General features: G+C 71.2%; 10 protein-coding genes. 3 read left to right on the top strand and 7 right to left on the bottom strand.

All coding sequences use genetic code 11. From position 1 onward, the window contains the following. Nucleotides 1-376 precede the first annotated feature (376 nt). From VLJ82_RS03045 to VLJ82_RS03035, 3 genes are all read right to left on the bottom strand, one after another. Nucleotides 377-3946 (bottom strand): fibrinogen-like YCDxxxxGGGW domain-containing protein, encoded by a 3570-nt coding sequence (locus VLJ82_RS03045; RefSeq protein ID WP_408661843.1) that lies wholly within the window; start codon nucleotides 3944-3946, stop codon nucleotides 377-379. Between the two features lie 235 nt (nucleotides 3947-4181). Continuing rightward, the gene (locus VLJ82_RS03040; protein WP_408661842.1) at nucleotides 4182-8606 is read right to left on the bottom strand and encodes an Ig-like domain-containing protein; all 4425 of its coding nucleotides are present in this window, start codon (nucleotides 8604-8606) and stop codon (nucleotides 4182-4184) included. 201 nt (nucleotides 8607-8807) lie between these two features. Then, nucleotides 8808-10406, bottom strand: coding sequence for a sugar transferase (locus tag VLJ82_RS03035; protein WP_408661841.1), 1599 nt, complete (start codon nucleotides 10404-10406; stop codon nucleotides 8808-8810). Nucleotides 10407-10806: 400 nt separating this feature from the next. Here VLJ82_RS03035 and ppc point away from each other — a divergent pair, with 400 nt between their 5' ends. The 3 genes from ppc (at nucleotide 10807) to VLJ82_RS03020 (ending at nucleotide 15783) form a co-directional block, all read left to right on the top strand. Continuing rightward, nucleotides 10807-13644: a phosphoenolpyruvate carboxylase gene (gene ppc, locus VLJ82_RS03030; RefSeq protein ID WP_408661840.1), complete on the top strand. Its 2838-nt coding sequence runs from the start codon at nucleotides 10807-10809 to the stop codon at nucleotides 13642-13644. A 166-nt stretch (nucleotides 13645-13810) separates the two neighbouring features. Further along, a complete protein-coding gene (locus VLJ82_RS03025) occupies nucleotides 13811-15289 on the top strand; it encodes an AlkA N-terminal domain-containing protein (protein ID WP_408661839.1) in 1479 nt (492 codons plus the stop codon). Then, a complete protein-coding gene (locus VLJ82_RS03020; protein ID WP_408661838.1) occupies nucleotides 15286-15783 on the top strand; it encodes a methylated-DNA--[protein]-cysteine S-methyltransferase in 498 nt (165 codons plus the stop codon). Before VLJ82_RS03025 ends, VLJ82_RS03020 begins: the two co-directional genes overlap by 4 nt. A 57-nt stretch (nucleotides 15784-15840) precedes the next feature. Here VLJ82_RS03020 and VLJ82_RS03015 read toward each other — a convergent pair whose 3' ends face one another. From VLJ82_RS03015 to VLJ82_RS03000, 4 genes are all read right to left on the bottom strand, one after another. Continuing rightward, the gene (locus VLJ82_RS03015; protein ID WP_408661837.1) at nucleotides 15841-16407 is read right to left on the bottom strand and encodes a GNAT family N-acetyltransferase; all 567 of its coding nucleotides are present in this window, start codon (nucleotides 16405-16407) and stop codon (nucleotides 15841-15843) included. A gap of 25 nt (nucleotides 16408-16432) precedes the next feature. Beyond that, nucleotides 16433-17467 (bottom strand): L,D-transpeptidase family protein, encoded by a 1035-nt coding sequence (locus VLJ82_RS03010; protein WP_408661836.1) that lies wholly within the window; start codon nucleotides 17465-17467, stop codon nucleotides 16433-16435. A gap of 113 nt (nucleotides 17468-17580) precedes the next feature. Further along, nucleotides 17581-18153 (bottom strand): aminoacyl-tRNA hydrolase, encoded by a 573-nt coding sequence (pth, locus tag VLJ82_RS03005; RefSeq protein WP_408661835.1) that lies wholly within the window; start codon nucleotides 18151-18153, stop codon nucleotides 17581-17583. 96 nt (nucleotides 18154-18249) lie between these two features. Continuing rightward, complete coding sequence (locus tag VLJ82_RS03000; RefSeq protein ID WP_408661834.1) at nucleotides 18250-18924, bottom strand: 50S ribosomal protein L25/general stress protein Ctc; 675 nt, start codon at nucleotides 18922-18924, stop codon at nucleotides 18250-18252. Nucleotides 18925-18974: the final 50 nt, after the last annotated feature.

The following is an 18974-nucleotide window of genomic DNA, read 5'->3' as shown; positions in this document are numbered from 1 at the left end:
GCAGTAATTTTTCGGGATCTGGTTTTGACCCTCATTCGGGCGAAGTAACGCCCGGTAATGCCCGTATTTGCTGGCCTGTAAAGGTACTGTAAGGTACAGTAGAAAGCCTGTGCCAACTGGGTTCGAGCGTGGTGGGTGCTTCCCCACGGTCGAGCGCGCCATGGTTACTTACAGTCATGTAACTCATCTGCGTTCACCCGGCTGAATCGCCCGCTACGGCCCCTGTGACTACAGCGGGTCGCAACCCTCACGCAGCCCCGGCCCGGGTGGCTCGGCCGGCAGCCCCACCAGCACATACGCCGAAGCCCCTCCTGGAGGCACCAGGAGGGGCTTCGGGGTTGTCCGGGACGCCGTCAGGCGTCCGGGCTAGTGGGCATTACTGGCCGTCGCGGACCGCCAGGTCGTCGAGGGAGACCGACTTGGCGCCGACGTTGGTGCCGCCGCGGACCACCGACAGGAACAGCTGGCCGGCCGCCGTCACGTCGGTGTCGGTGGCGGTCGCCTTCCAGGTGGTCGGCTCGGCGGTGCCGTCGGTCCAGATCTTGAACTGGATCGTCGAGCCGCTGACCCGCAGCCGCAGCCACTGCTTGGCGGTGGTCAGGGCCTGACCGCCGGCCACCGACTGCACGGTGCTGGTGACGCTGTTGACGTTCTTCTGGATCACCACGGTGCCGGTGTTGGACTGCAGCTGCAGGCCATAGCCGTTCTTCGGCCGGTAGGCGTTCTGCCAGCCGCCCGAACCGCGCAGGTAGACGTTGAAGTAGCTCAGCGCGGTGTTGGACGACCAGCTGAACGAGGTCAGCAGCTCGCTGTCACCCCGGGCCGCCAGCCCGGTCAACTGGGCCCGGCTGAACGCCCCGGAGACGTCGTCCACTGCGAGCCGGCCGGCGCCGGACTGGACGTCGGCCGCGCCGGTGGCCAGGCTGGTGGTCCAGGACGCCGACCACGGCGTCCCGTCGGCAGCGGTGAAGCTGTCACTGAACAGCGGCGGCACTTCGGTCGGGGTGGTCACCGACAGCGCGGGGCTGTCGGCACTGACGTTGCCACCGGCGTCGTAGGCCCGCACCGTGTAGCTGTAGGTGCCGCCCGGGGTGAGCCCGGTGTCGGTGTAGCTCAGCGAGGCGGTGGCGCCGACCTGCGCGCCGTCCCGCCACACCTGGTAGCCGATCACGCCGCGGTCGTCGGTGGCGGCCGGCCAGCTGATGGTGGCCGCCGTGGTGGTCACCCCGGTGCTGACCGGCTGACCGGGCGCGGACGGCGCGGTGGTGTCGGCCGGCACCGTCACGGTGATCGGCGCCGACAGGCCGGTGTTGTTGGAGGTGTCCTTGGCCCGGGCCTGCAGGGTGTGGCTGCCGACCGCGGTGGCGTTCCAGCTGAACGAGTACGGCGCGGTGCTGGCGGTGCCGACCACGGTGCCGTCCACCAGCAGATCCACCGAGGCGACCGCCTGGTCGTCGCTCGCGGTCGCGGTCACCGTGACCGGGCCGTACACCGAGCTGCCGTCGGCCGGGCTGGTGATCGCCGCGGTCGGGGCGACGGTGTCCGGGGCCAGCAGGCTGACCTTGTTCGAGGTGGCCGACCGGTTGCCGCCGTTGTCGACCGCGCGCACCCAGTAGTTGGCCGGAACCGCGCCGGTGGTGTCGATGTAGGACAGGCCGGTGGTGGAGATGATCACCCGGTCGTCGCGCATCAGCTCATAGCGCACCGAGCCGCCGGAGTTGTCGGTCGCGGCGTCCCAGCTGAGCTTGACGCCACCCACGGCGCTGCTCGAGCGCAGGTTGGCCGGCACCGTCGGGGCGACGGCGTCGCGCTGGCAGAACTTTCCGAAGCCGCCCAGCCACTGGTAGCCGGTGCCCTGGAAGGAGCCCTGGTCGAAGTCGCCGCCGAACCACAGGCAGCCGTTGGAGTCCGGGGTCAGCTCCCAGCCGCCGATGCCCGATCGGGTGTCCAGCGCGTTCGGCCAGAAGTCGGGCAGGTACGCGCCGGTCGCCTCGTCCCAGGCCCCGATGTACTTGATGTTGTTGACGTCGGAGGCGGTCGGGATCGGGTTGTTGTAGTCGTAGGTGCCGGAGTAGTTGTAGTTGCCGCAGTGGCAGCTGGCGTAGACCACGCCGTCGTAGATGCCGATGGTCTGGATGTCGCCGCCGGCCTTGGTGATGTTGGAGCTCAGCCGGGCGAAGCTGGCGCGGTCGTACTTGCTCAGGATGTGCTGCGAGCCGCCCAGCCAGACGGCGTTGCCGTCCTCCTTGACCGCCTGCTGGTAGCTGTTGGTGCCCGAGCCCAGGCTGGGCTGCCAGGACGACGGGACGGTCGCCGCACCGGAAGCGGTGCTGACCACGCCGAACATCGGCGAGGCCGCTCCGTTGAGGTTGTTGAAGTAGCCGGAGAAGTAGACCCGGTCGCCCTGGGCGCTGGCGTCCAGCTCGATGACCGAGCCGTCGAAGTTGGGCTTCCAGGCACCGTCCGGCTGGCCGTCGGAGACCCGCAGCCGGGCCGCCCGGCCGACCGTCACCGGGCCCTTGACCGGGGTGCCACCGGTGACCCGGTTGAACCGGCCGCCGATGTAGAGCCAGCCGTCCTGGTAGTCGATGGCCTTGACCTGGGCCGGGGTGTTGAGCTCGGTGGTGACGAAGTCGACCGAGGCGCTCCAGCCAGGCACCGTGGCACCGGTGATCGGGTCCAGCTCGACGATGCCGTTGTCGGCTACCCCGTTGACCATGGTGAACTCGCCGCCGACCACCAGCTTGCCGTCCGGGGTGGCCTGCAGGTCCCAGACCATCGCGTTCAGGCTCGGCCGGAAGCTGGACAGCCACTCACCGGTGTTGACGTCGAAGCCGGCCAGCCAGGACTGGGCGATCTTGTCGGCAGGTGCGGGGTTGGCGCCCTTCTGCACGTTCTGGAAGCCGCCACCGACGTACATCACGTTGCCGATCTGGGCGAAGGTCTCGACCTCCATGTTCAGCTCGCTGACCGCACCGGCGATGCCGGTGACGCCCCACGGGGTGTTCGGCGAGGTGGTGGAGGAGACCAGCGGGCGGACCGTGCTGGCCGGCAGCCCGGCCGCCGGGATCGGCGAGAAGCCGCCGGAGGTCAGCATCGGCCGCAGGAACACCTGGGTGAACGGCAGCGCCGACTTCTCGGTGGTGTACTGCCACAGGTAGCTGGTGGCGTTGTTCTGGCCGGAGATCTTGTTGCCGAACGCCCAGCCCATCTTGTAGTTGTGGTTGGCCTGCTCGTTGGTGGTCAGCCGCAGGAAGTTCTGGTCGCCGGAGCGGGACCAGGACTGGGTGTTGCCACTGCCGTAGCTGGTGCCGTCGACGCTGATGCTGGAGAACAGCACGCCGCCGCCGATCGCCCAGGTCCAGTCGGACCGGTTGGACGCCTTGATCCGCATCTCCTGGTACGTGGTGCCGTTGGTGTTGGTGGCCCGGCGCACCCGGATGCCGTCGGTGAGGGCGTCCACCCGGCCGCCGCCGAGCAGCCCGGAGATGGTGGCCGCCGGCAGGGTGGCCGGCGCGAAGGCAGCAGTCCCGGTCGGGGTGGTGCGCAGCGACGCCACGCTGCCCTGGCCGCCGTAAGCCCAGTTCCAGCCCTCCCGGCCGCGCCCGACCAGCACCCAGCCGCCGCCGTTGGTGGTCTGGTCGCAGTAGAACTGCTCCGGCGCCACCAGCTGCGCGGTCTGCAGCCAGTAGATGCCGTCCGGGCTCGCCGGGTTCTGCTGCTTGATCGCCCAGCAGGACGGCGCGGCCAGCGCCGGCTGCGAGCCGTCCAGCACCTGGCCGGGCGGGGTGGCGGCGGCGACCGCCGGGGCGGCAAAGACAGCCGGAGCGGTCAGGCCGCCGGCCAGCAGTCCACCGGCCAGCACCGCCACCGCCAGCAGGGCGCGACCGCGCCGCCACCGAGCGCCGATGGGCGTCTGGCCCTGAGCGTTGCCACTGCTGAGCATCGTTTCTTCCTCTACCTGACAAGAATGGGGACGGAGCGTCCTGGGTCCATCACGGAGCGTTAAATCGGTGCTAAAGATAGATCAAGATTAGCCCAGCTTCGTGGGCGATGTAAAGCTGGAATGAATTATTTTAACCTTATGAGATAAGGGAAAACTCTACTTACCTAGCGTGATCGAGCCGGTACGCTCCGCAACCGGTCCGGGCGGGGAGGGGTCCGCCCGGACCGGTTGGCAGTTACAGAGCCGGCCGGATCGCCAGGTCGTCGAAGGAGACCGACTTGGCGCCGACGTTGGTGCTGCTGCGTACCTCGGAGAGGAACAGCTGGCCGGCCGCCGTGATACCGGTGTCGGTGACGCTCGCCCGCCATGCCGCCGGCTCCGGCGTGCCGTCGGTCCAGATCTTGAACTGGATCGTCGAACCGCTGACCCGCAGCCGCAGCCACTGCTTGGCGGTGCTGACCGCCTGGCCGCCGGCCACCGACTGCAGCGTGCTGGTGACCCCGTTGACGTTCTTCTGGATCACCACCGTGCCCGAGTTGGACTGCAGCTGCAGGCCGTAGCCGTTACGCGGCCGGTAGGCGTTCTGCCAGCCGCCCGAACCGCGCAGGTAGACATTCAGGTAGCTCTGCGCGGTGACCGACGACCAGCTGAACGAGGTCAGCAGCTCGCTGTCGGTCCGGGCCGCCAGCCCGGTCAGCTGGGCCCGGGCGTAGGAGTTGGCCACGTCGTCGAACGCGATCCGGCCGGCGCCGGACTGGGTGTCCACCGTGCCGTTGCTGACACTGGTGGCCCAGGCCGGCGACCAGGACGCGCCGTCGGCCGCCGTCCAGTTCTCGGAGAACAGCACCGCGTCGGCCGGCTGGGTGGTCACCGAGACCGCCGGGCTGTCACCGCTGACGTTGCCGGCCGCGTCGAAGGCCCGCACCGTGTAGCTGTAGGTGGTGCCGGCCGTCAGCCCGGTGTCGGTGAAGCTCAGGCTGCTGGTCTGGGCGACCTGCCCGCCGTCGCGCAGCACCCGGTAGCCGGCCACCCCGCGGTCGTCGGTGGTCGCCGGCCAGCTGATGGTGGCCGCCGTGCTGGTCACGTCGCTGCTGGTCGGCTGGCCCGGAGCGGCCGGCGGAGTGGTGTCCGGCGGCACCGTCACGTTCACCGTGCTCGACGTGCCGGTGTTGCCGGCCGCGTCGTGCGCCCGGGCCTGCAGGGTGTGGTTGCCGACCGTGGTGGCGTTCCAGCTGAACGAGTACGGCGCGCTGCTGTCGGTGTCGACCGACGTGCCGTCCACCAGCAGGTCCACCGCGGTCACCCCGGTGTCGTCGGACGCGGTGGCCGTGACCGTCACCGGCCCGTACACCGAGGCACCGTCGGCCGGGGCGGTGATCGCCGCGGTCGGGTTGGTGGTGTCCGGCGCGACCGCGGTGACGTGCACGTCCGCCGAGGTGCCGGTGTTGCCGGCCGCGTCGTGCGCCACCGTGCGCAGCGTGTGCGGCCCGGCGGTAGCCGTCCAGCTGAAGCTGTAGGGCGCCGTGGCCGAGCTCGCCACCGTGCTGCCGTCGACCTGCAGGTCCACCGAGGTCACCCCGACGTTGTCCGAGGCGGTGGCGCTGACCGGCACCGTGCCGGTACCCACCGTCGCGCCGTCGGACGGCGAGCTGATCGAGGTGGTCGGCGGCACGACGTCCGGACCGGACCGGCCCGAGGCGGTGTAGTGCGCGTCGATCCGGGCCGCGGTCAGCGGGCCGTCATAGACCGCCACCTCGTCGATGGTGCCGGCGAAGTACCTGCTGGCGGGCTGGTTGGGCCAGGCGTTGAGGTTGTCCCCGCCGACCCGCCAGTAACCGGCGTAGGCCTGGTTGTTGGCCACCGAGTTGCTGCCGATCAGGTGGTTGTCGACGTAGAGAGCCATGCCGGACGGCCCCTGCATCGCCACCACGTAGTGCCACTGGCCGTCGTTGTAGGCGGTCGGCGTGGTGATCATGTCGAAGCTGCCGTTGTACACGCCGAAGATCAACCGGCCGTCGTTGGTCATGTAGACGTGCTTGTCGTAGTTGCCGCTCGCCCCGGTCTGGGCGTTGCCGAAGCCGATCAGCTTGCCGCCGCTGGTGGTCGTGGTGTTGAACCACAGCTCCAGGCCGTACCGGCTCGGACCGCCGATCTGGTTGGTCGAGGTGACGTTGCCGGTGCTGCCGTCGAAGCTCACCGCGTGCCCGGTGGCACCGATCGCACCCGCCACACCCTGGGTGACGCCGCCGACGTAGTTGCCGGTGGTGCTGTTGTCGGTGCTGTCGGCCGCGGTAGCGGCACCGCCGGTCTCGTCCAGCCGCCAGTAGTTGGCCGGAGCGTCGTTGTAGACCGCCTTGCCGTAGTCGTCGGTCGGCACGGTGGACGGCGGCGGGGTGCGTCCGGAGGCCGCGTAGTGGCTCTGCACGGCACCCAGGGTGAGCGGGTGGTCGTACACCGCGGTCTCGTCGATGCTGCCGTTGAAGTACCGGCCGCTCGCGTTCGGCCAGCCGCCCAGGTTGTCGCCGCCCACCCGCCAGTAGCCGTTGTAGGCCTGGTTGTTGGTCTGCCCGTCATGGGCCACCTTGGCCCCGTCGACGAACAGGTTCAGGCCGTTGCCGCCCTGGGTGGCGACCACGTGGTGCCACTGGCCGTCGTTGTAGGCGTTGGCAGAGGTGACGGTGTCGGCGAAGCCCACCCAGACACCGAACTTCAGGTGCCCGTCGGCAGTCATGTAGACCTGCTTGTCGTAGGAGCCGCTGACCGCCGGGTCGCCGTTGAAGTCGTAGCCGCCCTGCCGGTCGCCGAAGCCGATCAGCTTGCCGCCCGTGGTGCTGGTGGTCTTGAACCAGGTCTCCAGCGAGTAGCTGGTGGGCGAGGGCAGCTGCTGGGAGGTGGCGAGGAAGCCGGACGCGCCGTCGGTGGTGATGGCGGTGCTGCCGCTCACCGCGCCGGCCTGGCCGAAGCCCACCGTGCCCTGGGAGAGGCCCGCGTCGTGGCTGGCGCCGGAGTCACCCACCACCGGGCCGGCGTTCTCGCCGTACCGCCAGAAGATGCTCGGGTTGTCGTTGTCCACCGCCGCCTCGTAGGCGCCGCTCGCGGTGTTGACCACGGTCACCGACCGGCTGGCCGTCGACCGCGGGCTGACGTTGCTGCCGTTGGTCTCGATCGCGTCGGCGGTGTAGGTGTGGCTGCTGCCCAGCGGCAGCCCGGAGTCGAGGTAGCTGACCACCGGATCCCGCCAGAACAGCGCGTGCACTGCGCTGGTGAAGATCGGGGTGCTGCCGCCGTCCCGGTAGATCCGGACGGTCACGTCGGTGTCGTCGATGTCCAGCGGGGCCTGCACGTAGACGGCCACCTGGCCGCCGGGCAGCGCCACCGCGCTCGGGGTGGCCGGCCGGGCCGGCGGGGTCAGGTCACCGGTGCTGGGTGAGAACCGGGCGAAGCCCTGCTGGGCCTGGCCGTTGACGGTGGTGAACTCGCCGCCCACGAACAGCTGGTTGCCGTCGGTGGCCATCACCCGCGGGCCGAGGCCGGCGCCGTTCGGGCCGCCGTTGGTGTTGGCGTACCAGCTGGCCAGCAGGCCTCCGCTGGTGGTGCGCGACAGCAGGTGCCGCGACAGCCCGCGGCCCCAGCCGACCTCGGGGAAGGCGTCCGGGTCGAGCGCCTGGTCGCCGGTGCAGTCGTGGCTGTGCGAGCCGGTGTAGAGGATGGCCCCGATCGGCTGCACCGCCTGGGTGGCACCCAGGCAGAAGCTCTGCCAGCGCAGCGAGCCGTCCGGGGTGTTCACCGCGAAGGTGCCGTCGAAGCAGCCGCCGCCGGTGCCCTCGACGCCGATGTAGGCACCGGTCGAGTCGGTCTTGACCGACTTGGCCTCCACGATGCAGGCGTCGGTCTTGGGCGGGATGACCGAGGCGGCCGGGAACGGCAGCGCCGCGCCGCTGGCGGGGTCGATCATGGCCACCGCGTGGTAGGCGGGGTCGCCGTTGACGCTGAGGAACGCGCCGACCAGGAAGAGCCGGTCGCCCTGCGGGGTCAGCGCGATCTGGTAGACGACGTTGTCCGGCGTGGTGGTGAAGGTGGCCAGCGCCGCGCCGGTGCTGGCGTTCAGCGCCGCGACCCGCCGCTCGGTGCGGCCGCCGATGGTGGAGAAGTAGCCGCCCACGTAGACGGTGGAGCCGAACGGCGCGATGCCGGTCACCCGGCCGTTGGCGTTCGGGTTCCACGAGGTGAGGGCACCGGAGGCGGCGGTGAACGAGGCGATCCGGTTGCGGGTGGTGCCGTCGATGGTGGTGAAGTCACCGCCCACGTAGAGGGTCGAGCCGTCGGCGCTGGCCGTCAGCACCCACACCGCGCCGTTCAGGGCGTGGTTGAAGGAGGTGATCAGCGCACCGGTGCTGGCGTTGAATGCGGCCAGGTTGCTGCGGGCCACCTCGCCGGTGCCGGCCGCCGCGCCGGGCGGGCGGACCGAGGTGAACGAGCCACCCACGTAGACGATGCCGTTGGCCGCGGCGATCGCGTTGACCGTGCCGTTGGTCTGCCAGCTCGGTGCCGCGTTGCCGGGCACGGTGCCCTGCAGGGCGGTGGCCGGTGTCGCGACCGCCAGGCCGAGAACTGTCGCGATGACAGCAATGAAGGTCGCCAGCAGGCGTCGAACGCTCATGAAGTTTTCCCCCGTTGGAACACCGGGCTTGCTCTGGCTTCTCAGAGCGCACGGTGCGATCACGCTAAAAGTGCGGAAAGTGCGGTGGAACCGAGTGCGAAAGGCTGATGGTGCCGCCGGAGCGCAGCTCCGGGTGTTCCTCAGCGCCTTACTTTAACCTTGTTAACAAAGGGTAAACAATTCTTACCGTGCGTGCTTGACTCAGTACGCTCCGGAGCCGCGTGCTACCGCCCGGACGGTCTTCCATAGGATGAACAGGTCCTCGCTGAGCGACCAGTTCTCCACGTAGCGCAGGTCCAGCTGCACCGACTCGTCCCAGCTGAGGTCGCTGCGCCCGCTGATCTGCCACAGGCCGGTCAGGCCCGGCTTGACCAGCAGCCGGCGGTGCACGTGGTCCTCGTAGCGGGCCACCTCCAGCGGCAGCGGCGGGCGCGGGCCGACCAGCGACATGGTGCCGCGCACCACGTTGATCAGCTGCGGCAGCTCGTCCAGGGAGTACTTGCGCAGGAACTTCCCGACCCGGGTGACCCGCGGGTCCTCGCGCATCTTGAACAGCACGCCGTCGCCGTGGTCGCTCTGCTCGCGCAGGCTGGCCAGCCGCTCCTCGGCGTCGGCGTACATCGACCGGAACTTCAGCATCACGAAGGTGCTGCCGGCCCGGCCCACCCGGATCTGGCGGAACAGCGCCGGGCCGGAGCTGGTCAGCCGGACCGCCAGTGCCAGGACGAGGAACAGCGGCGAGAGCAGCACCAGGGCGAACGCGGCCAGGCTGCGGTCGAAGGCGCCCTTGAGCACCCGGCGGAACCCGGTGAACTTCGGCTCGTCCACGTGCAGCAGCGGCAGTCCCGCCACCGGCAGGATGTGCAGCCGGGGGCCGGCCACCTCGGTCAGTCCCGGCGAGACCACCAGCTCGGTGGAGCTGCCCTCCAGCTGCCAGGACACCCAGCGCAGCTTCTCCGGGCCCAGCGCGCCGGAGGAGACCACCGCCACCGTGTCCGCGCCGGACAGCCGCACCGCGCTCACGATCGAGTCGACGTCGCCGAGCAGCGGGACGTCGGCCTCGGCCAGGGCGTCGATGGTCTCGGAGTCGGCGACCAGTTCTGACGGCACGCAGGCACCGGCCACCCGCAGGCCCGCGTACTGGTCGCGGCGCAGCACCATGCTGAACTTGGTGATGGCCTCGGCGTCACCGACCAGCAGCACCGACTTCAGCGCCCGGCCCCGGGCCCGCTGGGCGTGCAGCCACTTGCGGGCGGCGTAGCGGGCCACCAGGTTCAGCACCAGGGCCAGCGGCAGGGCGACCAGCACGAAGCCGCGCGCCAGGTCGGCGTGGGTCACGAAGGAGGTGAAGCTGATCAGCGCGGCCAGGTGCAGGAAGGCGCGGAAGATCCGCTGGAACTCCGCGGCACCCACCCCGACCAGCCGCGGGTGGTAGCCGTGGTTGAGGCTGACCAGCGCCACCCAGGCCAGCGGCAGCGCCGCGACCACCGCCACGGTCGGCGCCGGCGAGCCGGACATCCCGAACCGCAGCAGGTAGGCGATCCCGACCGCCAGCCAGGCGGTGAGCAGGTCGGCGGCCAGCAGGCCACCTTGGTACTGGCGCAGCCAGCGCGAGCGGCGCCGGCTGGCGCGGGTGTCGTCGGGAGCCGGCTCGAGGGTGCTGGCGTCGGTCCAGTCCCCCAGGGCGGGCGAGAAGCTCTCCGGCAGGGCGGGCGTCACCTCGGCCGCACCCTGCTCGAGCACCCCGGAAACGCCGGGTCCTGAGCCACCGGCGACCGCCAGGCCCCGCGGCCCCGGCACATCACCATTGTCCCCAGTTGCGACCTCTAGCCCCGACCCGTACATCTTTCCCCCGTTGCCACAGGCGGCCTGTCACCGGCCTGTTGTCCTACTATGCGGTGCCGGAGCTGGTTGTCCGGCTTACAAACTGCAGTGCATCGGTACACACGGGGGCATTGGTTACTTGCCGTCGTCCCCCGATCGACGTCCGTAACATGGACGTTTATAGCGGGTGAAGTGCATGTTTGGGAAGCGCTAAATTCCTTTCTGTGCCTGGAAATTTTATCCCAGCGTTCATATTTACGCTCTTCGTGATCAGGTGTCTGCGGACGGTGACGGAAATCCCCTTCCCGCGTGCCCAGACACCCTAGGTGACCACTCCCGTCGGAGACCACTGCTGCGGGTGCGCCAAGATTGTGCGGTGACCTCGCACCAGCCGGCCGCCCACCCCGGCACCGGCGACGACGACACCCCGCTGCGCCGGGACGTGCGCCGGGTCGGCCAACTGCTGGGCGACTCGCTGGTGCGCCAGCACGGCGCCGGGCTGCTCGAACTGGTCGAGCAGGTCCGGGCCCTGACTAAGCAGAGCAAGGAGGCGGCCCGGATCTCGGACCGGACCACCGCCCGGGACGAGGTCCGGGCGCTGCTGGCGGGGCTGCCGGTCGATACGGCCGCGGCGCTGGTGCGTGCCTTCTCAGCGTACTTCCATTTGGCCAATGTCGCCGAACAGGTGCACCGGGTGCGCAGCCTGCGCGACCGGCCGGCCGAGCAGGGCTGGCTGGCCAGCTCGGTCGCCGCGGTCGCGGCCAAGGCCGGCCCGGACGGGCTCAGCCAGGCGGTGCACGCCCTGGCGGTGCGTCCGGTCTTCACCGCCCACCCCACCGAGGCCAGCCGCCGGTCCATCCTGAGCAAGCTGCGCCGGCTGGCCGACGTGCTGGCCGACCCGACCGAGCCCGGCAGCGCTGCCCGCGAGCGGCAGGACCGCAGCCTGGCCGAGATCATCGACCTGATCTGGCAGACCGACGAGCTGCGCCGGCACCAGCCCACCCCGGTCGACGAGGCCCGCAACGCGGTGTACTACCTGCAGGAGCTCATCGATGTCACGGTGCCCGACCTCACCACCGACCTCGCCGCCGAGCTCGCCCGGCACGGGGCGGCGCTGTCCGCCGACGCCCGGCCGCTGACCTTCGGCTCCTGGATCGGCGGCGACCGGGACGGCAACCCCTACGTCACCGCCGCGGTCACCAACGAGGTGCTGCGGCTGCAGCACCAGGTCGCCACCCGGGCGGTGCTGGCCGACATCGACGCGCTGATTGCCGAGCTGTCCTCCTCCAGCGCGATCGTCGGGGTGTCGCCGCAGCTGCTGGCCTCCATCGAGGTGGACCTGGCCAACCTGCCGGAGCTCGACCCGCGAATCCGGATAGTCAACGAGACCGAGCCGTACCGGCTGAAGCTGTCCTGCATCCGCCACAAGGTGCTCAACACCCGGCGCCGGATCGAGGCCGGCAGCCGGCACCAGCCGGGCCGGGACTACCTGGGCCGGCAGGAGCTGCTGGACGAGCTGGCGCTGATCGCGGCCTCGCTGCGCGACAACTGCGGCGGCCTGATCGCCGACGGGCTGCTGGCCCGGGTGCAGCGGACCGTCTCGATGTTCGGGCTGCACCTGGCCACCCTCGACATCCGCGAGCACGCCGACCCGCACCACCACGCCGTGGGCCAGCTGATCGACCGGCTGCAGGAGGAGCACTGGCTCTACGCCGACCTGCCGCGCGACTACCGGCGGCGGTTGCTGTCGAAGGAGCTGGCCTCGCGCCGGCCGCTGGCTCCCACACCGCCACCGCTGGATGCCGCCGGCGCGGAGACCTTCGCGGTGTTCACCGAGATCCGGCAGGCGCTGGACACCTACGGCGTGGAGGTGATCGAGAGCTACGTCGTCTCGATGACCCGGGGTGCCGACGACGTGCTGGCCGCGGTGGTGCTGGCCCGCGAGGCCGGCCTGGTGGACCTGCACGGCACCGGCCCAAGCGATCCAGGGACCAGCCGGCGGCCGGTGGCCCGGATTGGCTTCGTGCCGCTGCTGGAGACCGTCGAGGAGCTGCGCCGCAGCGGCGAGGTGCTGGACGAGCTGCTGTCGGACCCCACCTACCGGCTGATCGTGCGATTGCGCGGCGACGTGCAGGAGGTGATGCTCGGCTACTCCGACTCCAACAAGGACGCCGGCATCACCACCTCGCAGTGGGAGATCCACAAGACCCAGCGCACCCTGCGCGACATCGCGGCCCGGCACGGCGTCCGGCTGCGGCTCTTCCACGGCCGGGGCGGCACCGTCGGCCGCGGCGGCGGGCCGACCTACGACTCGATCCTGGCCCAGCCCTGGGGGGTGCTGGCCGGCGAGATCAAGTTCACCGAGCAGGGCGAGGTGATCAGCGACAAGTACTCGCTGCCCGAGCTTGCCCGGGAGAACCTGGAGCTGACGGTGGCCGCGGTGCTGCGGGCCTCCACGCTGCACCTGGCGCCCCGGCAGCGGGCCGAGCAGCTGCAGACCTGGGACCACACCATGGAGCTGGTCAGCGAGGCCGCCTTCGCCACCTACCGCCGGTTCGTCGACGACCCCGGGCTGCCCGCGTACTTCCTGGCCTCCACCCCGGTCGAGCAGCTCGGCTCGCTCAACATCGGCTCCCGGCCGTCCCGGCGTCCGGACTCGGGCAGCGGCATCACCGGCCTGCGCGCGATCCCGTGGGTGTTCGGCTGGACCCAGTCCCGCCAGATCGTGCCGGGCTGGTTCGGGGTCGGCTCGGGGCTGCGGGCCGCACGCGAGGCGGGCCTGGCGGATGCGCTGGCAGACATGCACGCCAACTGGCACTTCTTCCGGACCTTCGTCTCCAACGTCGAGATGACGCTGGCCAAGACCGACCTGGAGATCGCCTCGCACTACGTCTCCACCCTGGTGCCGGCCGAGTTGCAGCGGCTGTTCGAGGTGGTCCGGGCCGAGCACGAGCTGACCGTGGACGAGGTGCTGCGGATCACCGGCGAGCAGTTCCTGCTCGACGACCAGCCACTGCTGCAGCGGACGCTGAGCGTGCGCGACGCCTATCTCGACCCGATCTCCTACGCCCAGGTGGACCTGCTGTCCCGGGTGCGCTCCGGCGGCGCGGGTGCGGCTGGGAGCACTGGGGATCCCGGTGCCGCCGAGCAGCTGGGCCGGGCGCTGCTGCTGACCATGAACGGGGTCGCGGCGGGATTGCGCAACACCGGCTGACCGGGGCGGGGCCGCCATGGGGTCCGGCGTCCGATCCGCCAGCTGTCATGAGACTCGATCGCCTGGACGACTGGATCTCATGACGGTCGCTGTGGGTCACAGCCGCTGAAACAGCGCGTCCGAAAACCGCCAGTCCAGTGCCGGTGGACAGGGCAGACTTACAGCCATGCCGATCGACGAGGACGCCGCCTACCGGGCGGTGCGCAGCCGGGACGCCCGCTTCGACGGGATGTTCTACACCGGCGTGCGGACCACCGGCATCTACTGCCGGCCGTCCTGCTCGGCGCGTACCCCGCACCGGCGCAACGTCGGCTTTTACCCCAGTTCCGCGGCCGCCCAGCGCGCCGGCTTCCGGGCCTGCAAGATGTGCCGGCCGGACGCCACGCCGGGCTCGGCGGACTGGAACAGCCGGGCCGACCTGGTCGGCCGGGCGGTGCGGCTGATCGCCGACGGGGTGATCGACCGGGACGGCGTGGCGGGCCTGGCCCAGGCGCTGGGGTACTCCGAGCGCCAGGTCAGCCGCACCCTGGTCGCGGCCCTGGGCGCGCCGCCGCTGGCACTGGCCCGGGCGCAGCGCGCCCAGACCGCTCGGATCCTGCTGGAGAGCACCGACCTGGCCGCCTCCGACATCGCCTTCGCGGCCGGTTTCGCCAGCATCCGGCAGTTCAACGACACCATCCGCGAGGTGTTCGCCAGCACCCCCAGCCAGCTGCGGGCGGCCCGCAGCACCCCCGGCGGCGAGCCCGGCACCATCAACCTGCGGCTGGCCTACCGGTCCCCGATGGACCTGTCGGCCACCCTGCGGTTCCTGGCCGGCCGGGCGGTGACCGGGTGCGAGAGCTACGACGGCACCACGTTCAGCCGGACGCTGCCGCTGCCGCACGGGGCGGGCCTGGTGTCGCTGACTCCGGCCGCGGGCTTCGTCGCCGCCCGGCTGCGGCTGCTCGACCACCGGGACCTGGCCGCCGCGGTGGCCCGGGTCCGGCGGCTGCTCGACCTGGACGCCGACCCGGTCGCGGTGGACGACGTGCTGGCCGGCCAGCCGGCGCTGGCCGTCCTGGTGGCCCGGCGGCCGGGCCTGCGCTCGCCGGGCACCGGGGACGGCTTCGAGATGGCGGTCCGAGCGATCGTCGGGCAGCAGGTGTCGGTGGCCGGCGCCCGCACCGTGCTGGGCCGGTTGGTGGCCGAGCACGGCCGGCCGGCCTTCGACAGCACCGACTGGCGGCTGTTCCCGGAACCGGCGGTGCTCGCCGGGCTGGACCCGGCCACGCTGCCGATGCCCCGCGCCCGCGGTCGCAGCCTGGTGGCGCTGGCCATCGCGATGGCCGACGGCAGCCTGGTGCTGGACGCCGGCTCGGAGCGGGCGAGCACCCGGGCCGCCCTGCTGGCCCTGCCCGGCATCGGGCCGTGGACCGCGGACTACCTGCTGATGCGCGCGGTCGGCGACCCGGACGTCTACCTGGGCACCGACCTGGGCGTCCGGCAGGCCCTGACCCGGTTGGGTCCGGCCGCCGCCGGGCTGGACCCGGCCGCCACCGCACCCTGGCGCAGCTACCTGACCCACCACCTGTGGGCCAGCCTCGCCGACCCGGCCCCGACCGGCGTTACCGAACCGATTTCCCTACCAGACAAGGACATCCGATGATTCACAGCTATGTCGACTCGCCGCTGGGCCCGCTGCTGCTGACCGGCGACGGCGAGGCGCTCACCGGGCTCTACACCGACCAGCACGGCCGGTTGCCCACCGATCTCGGCCACCGGGCGGACGAGGAGTTCGCACAGGCCCGCACCCAGCTCCAGGAGTACTTCGCCGGTGAGCGCGACACCTTCGACCTGCCGCTGAACCCGCGCGGCACCGCCTTCCAGCAGTCGGTGTGGCAGGCGCTGCGCGAGATCCGGTACGGCACCACCATGAGCTACCGGGAGGTGGCCGAGGAGATCGGCAACCCCAAGGCGGTCCGGGCGGTCGGCTCGGCCAACAGCCGCAACCCGATCTCGATCATCGTGCCGTGCCACCGGGTGGTCGGCAGCGACGGCAAGCTGGTCGGCTACGCCGGCGGCTTCTCCGCCAAGCGCTGGCTGCTCGACCACGAGCTGGCCACGGCGGGGCGCTCGGCCCGGCTGGTGGCGACCGGCTGAGCTGTCCCCCAGCTGCGCTGTCGCCGGACAAGCCGGCGGCGGGCAGCGCCGGATGGACTACCACAGCTTGTCGATCTCGCCCGGGTAGAGCTCGATGCGGGCGTGGGTGAAGCTGACGGCATGCTCGCGGGCGTGCTCGGTGAACAGCTCCGCCAGCACCACCTTGTCGAACCGGTCGCTGGGAAACGGGTCGTGCGGGGTGCCGCCGATCAGCACCGTGCCGGGCAGCACCCGCCAGCCGGCGCGTTGGTAGAAACCGGCCAGTGCCCGGTCGCAGCTGAAGATGCCAAGGTCCGCTCCGCCGGCGGCGATCTGTTCGCGGGCCGCGCTGACCAGCCGGTGGCCGTGGCCGCGGCCGCGTTGCGAGGAGTCGGTGACCACAGCGCTGAGCCCGCTGGCGGCGAAGCGCCGACCGGCGTGGCTGATTTCCTTGGACAGGATGGCCAGCGAGCTCAGCACCACGTCACGGTCGTCGACCAGCAACATCGTCACCGGCCGCAGCGCGGGGTCGTGGCCGGTCGGCGGCTCGCCGGCGCTCCGGGGCCAGGCCTGGTCCTGCAGCGCCTCCACCTGCGCGCGCAGTGCCGACGGCACCGCGTGCTGCGGGAACGACAGGACGCGCATCAGAAGCGGGCGTCCGGCACGGACGTCAGCTGACGGTGACCGTCTTGCAGCCCAGCCGCGGATTGCCGGTGCCCAGCCGCACGTTCAGCGCGTAGACGCACACCGTGTGCCGGCCCGCCGCGACGCTGCCGACCGTGAAGGCGAAGCCGGAGTTCGGTCCGAGGTGGGTGGCCGCCGCCACGTCCGGACGGGCCACGCCGGTGCGGTACCGGCCTCGCATCCGGCCGTCGACGTAGACGTCGACGTTGAGCAGGTAGCTGGGCAGGTCCGGGTCGGCCGCCCAGCCCCGCGGGCTGACACTGCCCCGGCCGCCGGTCACCGAGTCCAGGTAGCCCTTCGGGTTGTGCAGCGCCGCCGCGGCGTTGGCCTGGTTGACGATGCTCATCGCCTGGCTGCCCACCCCGATCGAGATCACCGGGTGCGCGGTCGGGTTCAGCCACCGCATGATCGAGTCCAGCGAGGCCGACGGCACCGCCACGCAGCCCAGGGTGGGCTGGCCGTTGGCGATGTGCAGGAAGAACGCCGAGCCGGCGCCGGGCACCACCGGGAACCGGTTGTAGTCGATCACCACGGCGTGGGCGTAGACCGCGCCGATGTAGTAGAGGTTCTCGGAGTTGCCGCCGGGCGAGTTGGTCTGCACCACATGGGTGTTGTAGGCCGGCGAGGAGGACTCGCCGTTCCACCAGTCCCGCGGGCCGGCCTGGAAGTACGGCAGCCTGGTGCCGTTGTTCGCCTTGTTGCCGAAGGCCTGGGTCAGGCCGAAGACGCCCGCCGGAGTGACCGCCTTGCCCTCGCTGGCCTGCCCGACGCCGCGCGCCCCGATGTAGGCGGTCACCGGGCCGGCCGCGTGCCAGAAGCCGCCCAGGCTGGAGCGCTGCCACAGGTCCAGCTTCGCGGTGGTGGAGGTCGAGCTCGCGGCCTGCACGGTGATGACCTGGTTCGGGGCGGTGGCGGCGGCCGCCGGTGCGGCGTGCCGCGGCGCCAGCGCGCCGGTCACCGCGAGCACGGCGCCGGCCAGTCCGGTCAGCACGGCGGTCAGGACTGCGAGGCTGGCTTTCATCGTTCTCCCTGTGCGTGCCGGCTATCCCTTTACAACCAGCCGGAACCGTATCGCACCGGGCAGCGTCCGGCCGGTTGAGCGCTCCGCGTCAGCCCGAACGGACGCTGGCTGCCTCAGGAGTGGAACTCGTTCTGGGCCGCCTCCAGGCCCTTGGCCAGCACCGCCTCCACCGCGTCGGCGGCCCGGTCGAACAGCACGGCCAGCTCCTTGCGCTCGGCCGCGGCGAACTCGCGCAGCACGTAGTCGGCGGGGTCCTGGCGGCCGGGTGGCCGGCCGATGCCGAAGCGCACCCGCAGGTAGTCCTTGGAGCCCAGCGCCGCGCTGGTGGACTTCAGGCCGTTGTGGCCGCCTTCGCCGCCGCCGCGCTTGAGCCGCAGGGCCCCGAACGGCAGGTCCAGCTCGTCGTGCACCACGACGAGCCGTTCGACGCCGATCTTGTAGAACCGGCTGACCGCCACGATCGGGCCGCCGGACTCATTCATGTAGGACCGCGGCTTGGCCAGCACCACCGGCTGGCCGGCCAGCCGGCCCTCCAGCACGTCGGCACGGGCCTTGTGCGCCTTGAACGACCCGCCGATCCGGTCGGCCAGCTCGTCGGCGATCAGGAAGCCGGCGTTGTGCCGGGTGCCGGCATACCGCGGGCCCGGATTGCCGAGCCCGACGATCAGGTAACGCTCGTCGGTCATGGCAGTCCGGGCCTCGGGTGGCGGGGTGCCGAACCAGCGCCGCAACCAGTGCGGGCCGGGACGGCGGTTCGTGGGATACCTCGGGTGGGTGGAGCTTTAGGACTCGTCGGCCGGGGCGTCCTGCTCGCCGGACTCGCCGGCGTCGCTCTCGGTCTCGTCGGTGTGCGGCTCCTCGACGATCCCCAGCTCGGCGATCGAGGAGGCGGTGTCGGCCTCGATGTCCTCGGCGGTGGGTGCCGCGATCACGTTGAGCAGCAGGGTCTCGGCGTCGGTCACCAGGGTGGCGCCGGACGGCAGCGTCAGGTCGCCCGCCGTGATGTGCGACCCCACCTCCAGGCCCTCGACCGACACCTGGATGTCGCTGGGCAGGTGGGTGGCCTCGGCCTCGACCTGCACCGTGGTGTGCTCCTGGCCGAGCATGGCGCCCGGCGCGACCTCGCCGGAGACGTGCAGCGGGACGTCGATGGTGACCCGCTCGCCGCGCCGGACCGCGATCAGGTCGACGTGCTCGAAGTCGCCGCGGATCGGGTGCCGCTGGACGGACTTGGGAATGGTCAGCTCGTCCTTGCCGTCCAGGGTCAGGGTCAGCAGCACGTTGCCGCCGCCGTGCCGAATGGCCTGCGCGAACTCCCGGGCCGGCAGCGACACGTGGCGCGGGTCGGCGCCGTGGCCGTAGATGACGGCCGGGATCTTGCCCGAACGTCGGGTACGGCGGGCGCCACCCTTGCCGAACTCGGTACGGACTTCGGCGGTCAAACGGACTTCAGACACGGGGGCGCTCCTGTTGCATGAGTGTCGACGGACGGTGCTTGAGTCGGATA

The sequence above is a fragment of the Jatrophihabitans sp. genome (assembly GCF_035474675.1).
Classification (GTDB): Bacteria; Actinomycetota; Actinomycetes; order Mycobacteriales; family Jatrophihabitantaceae; genus Jatrophihabitans_A.
Note: the sequence above shows the minus strand (reverse complement) of the source record. Positions and strands in the feature narration are given on the sequence as shown.

What these genes read in the sequence shown, in the direction of transcription:
- VLJ82_RS03025 (WP_408661839.1), top strand. Translation starts at nt 13,811, where the DNA reads ATGCCGATCGACGAGGACGCCGCCTACCGGGCGGTGCGCAGCCGGGAC.
- VLJ82_RS03020 (WP_408661838.1), top strand. Translation starts at nt 15,286, where the DNA reads ATGATTCACAGCTATGTCGACTCGCCGCTGGGCCCGCTGCTGCTGACC.
- VLJ82_RS03010 (WP_408661836.1), bottom strand. Translation starts at nt 17,467, where the DNA reads ATGAAAGCCAGCCTCGCAGTCCTGACCGCCGTGCTGACCGGACTGGCC.
- VLJ82_RS03015 (WP_408661837.1), bottom strand. Translation starts at nt 16,407, where the DNA reads ATGCGCGTCCTGTCGTTCCCGCAGCACGCGGTGCCGTCGGCACTGCGC.
- VLJ82_RS03040 (WP_408661842.1), bottom strand. Translation starts at nt 8,606, where the DNA reads ATGAGCGTTCGACGCCTGCTGGCGACCTTCATTGCTGTCATCGCGACA.
- pth (WP_408661835.1), bottom strand. Translation starts at nt 18,153, where the DNA reads ATGACCGACGAGCGTTACCTGATCGTCGGGCTCGGCAATCCGGGCCCG.
- VLJ82_RS03045 (WP_408661843.1), bottom strand. Translation starts at nt 3,946, where the DNA reads ATGCTCAGCAGTGGCAACGCTCAGGGCCAGACGCCCATCGGCGCTCGG.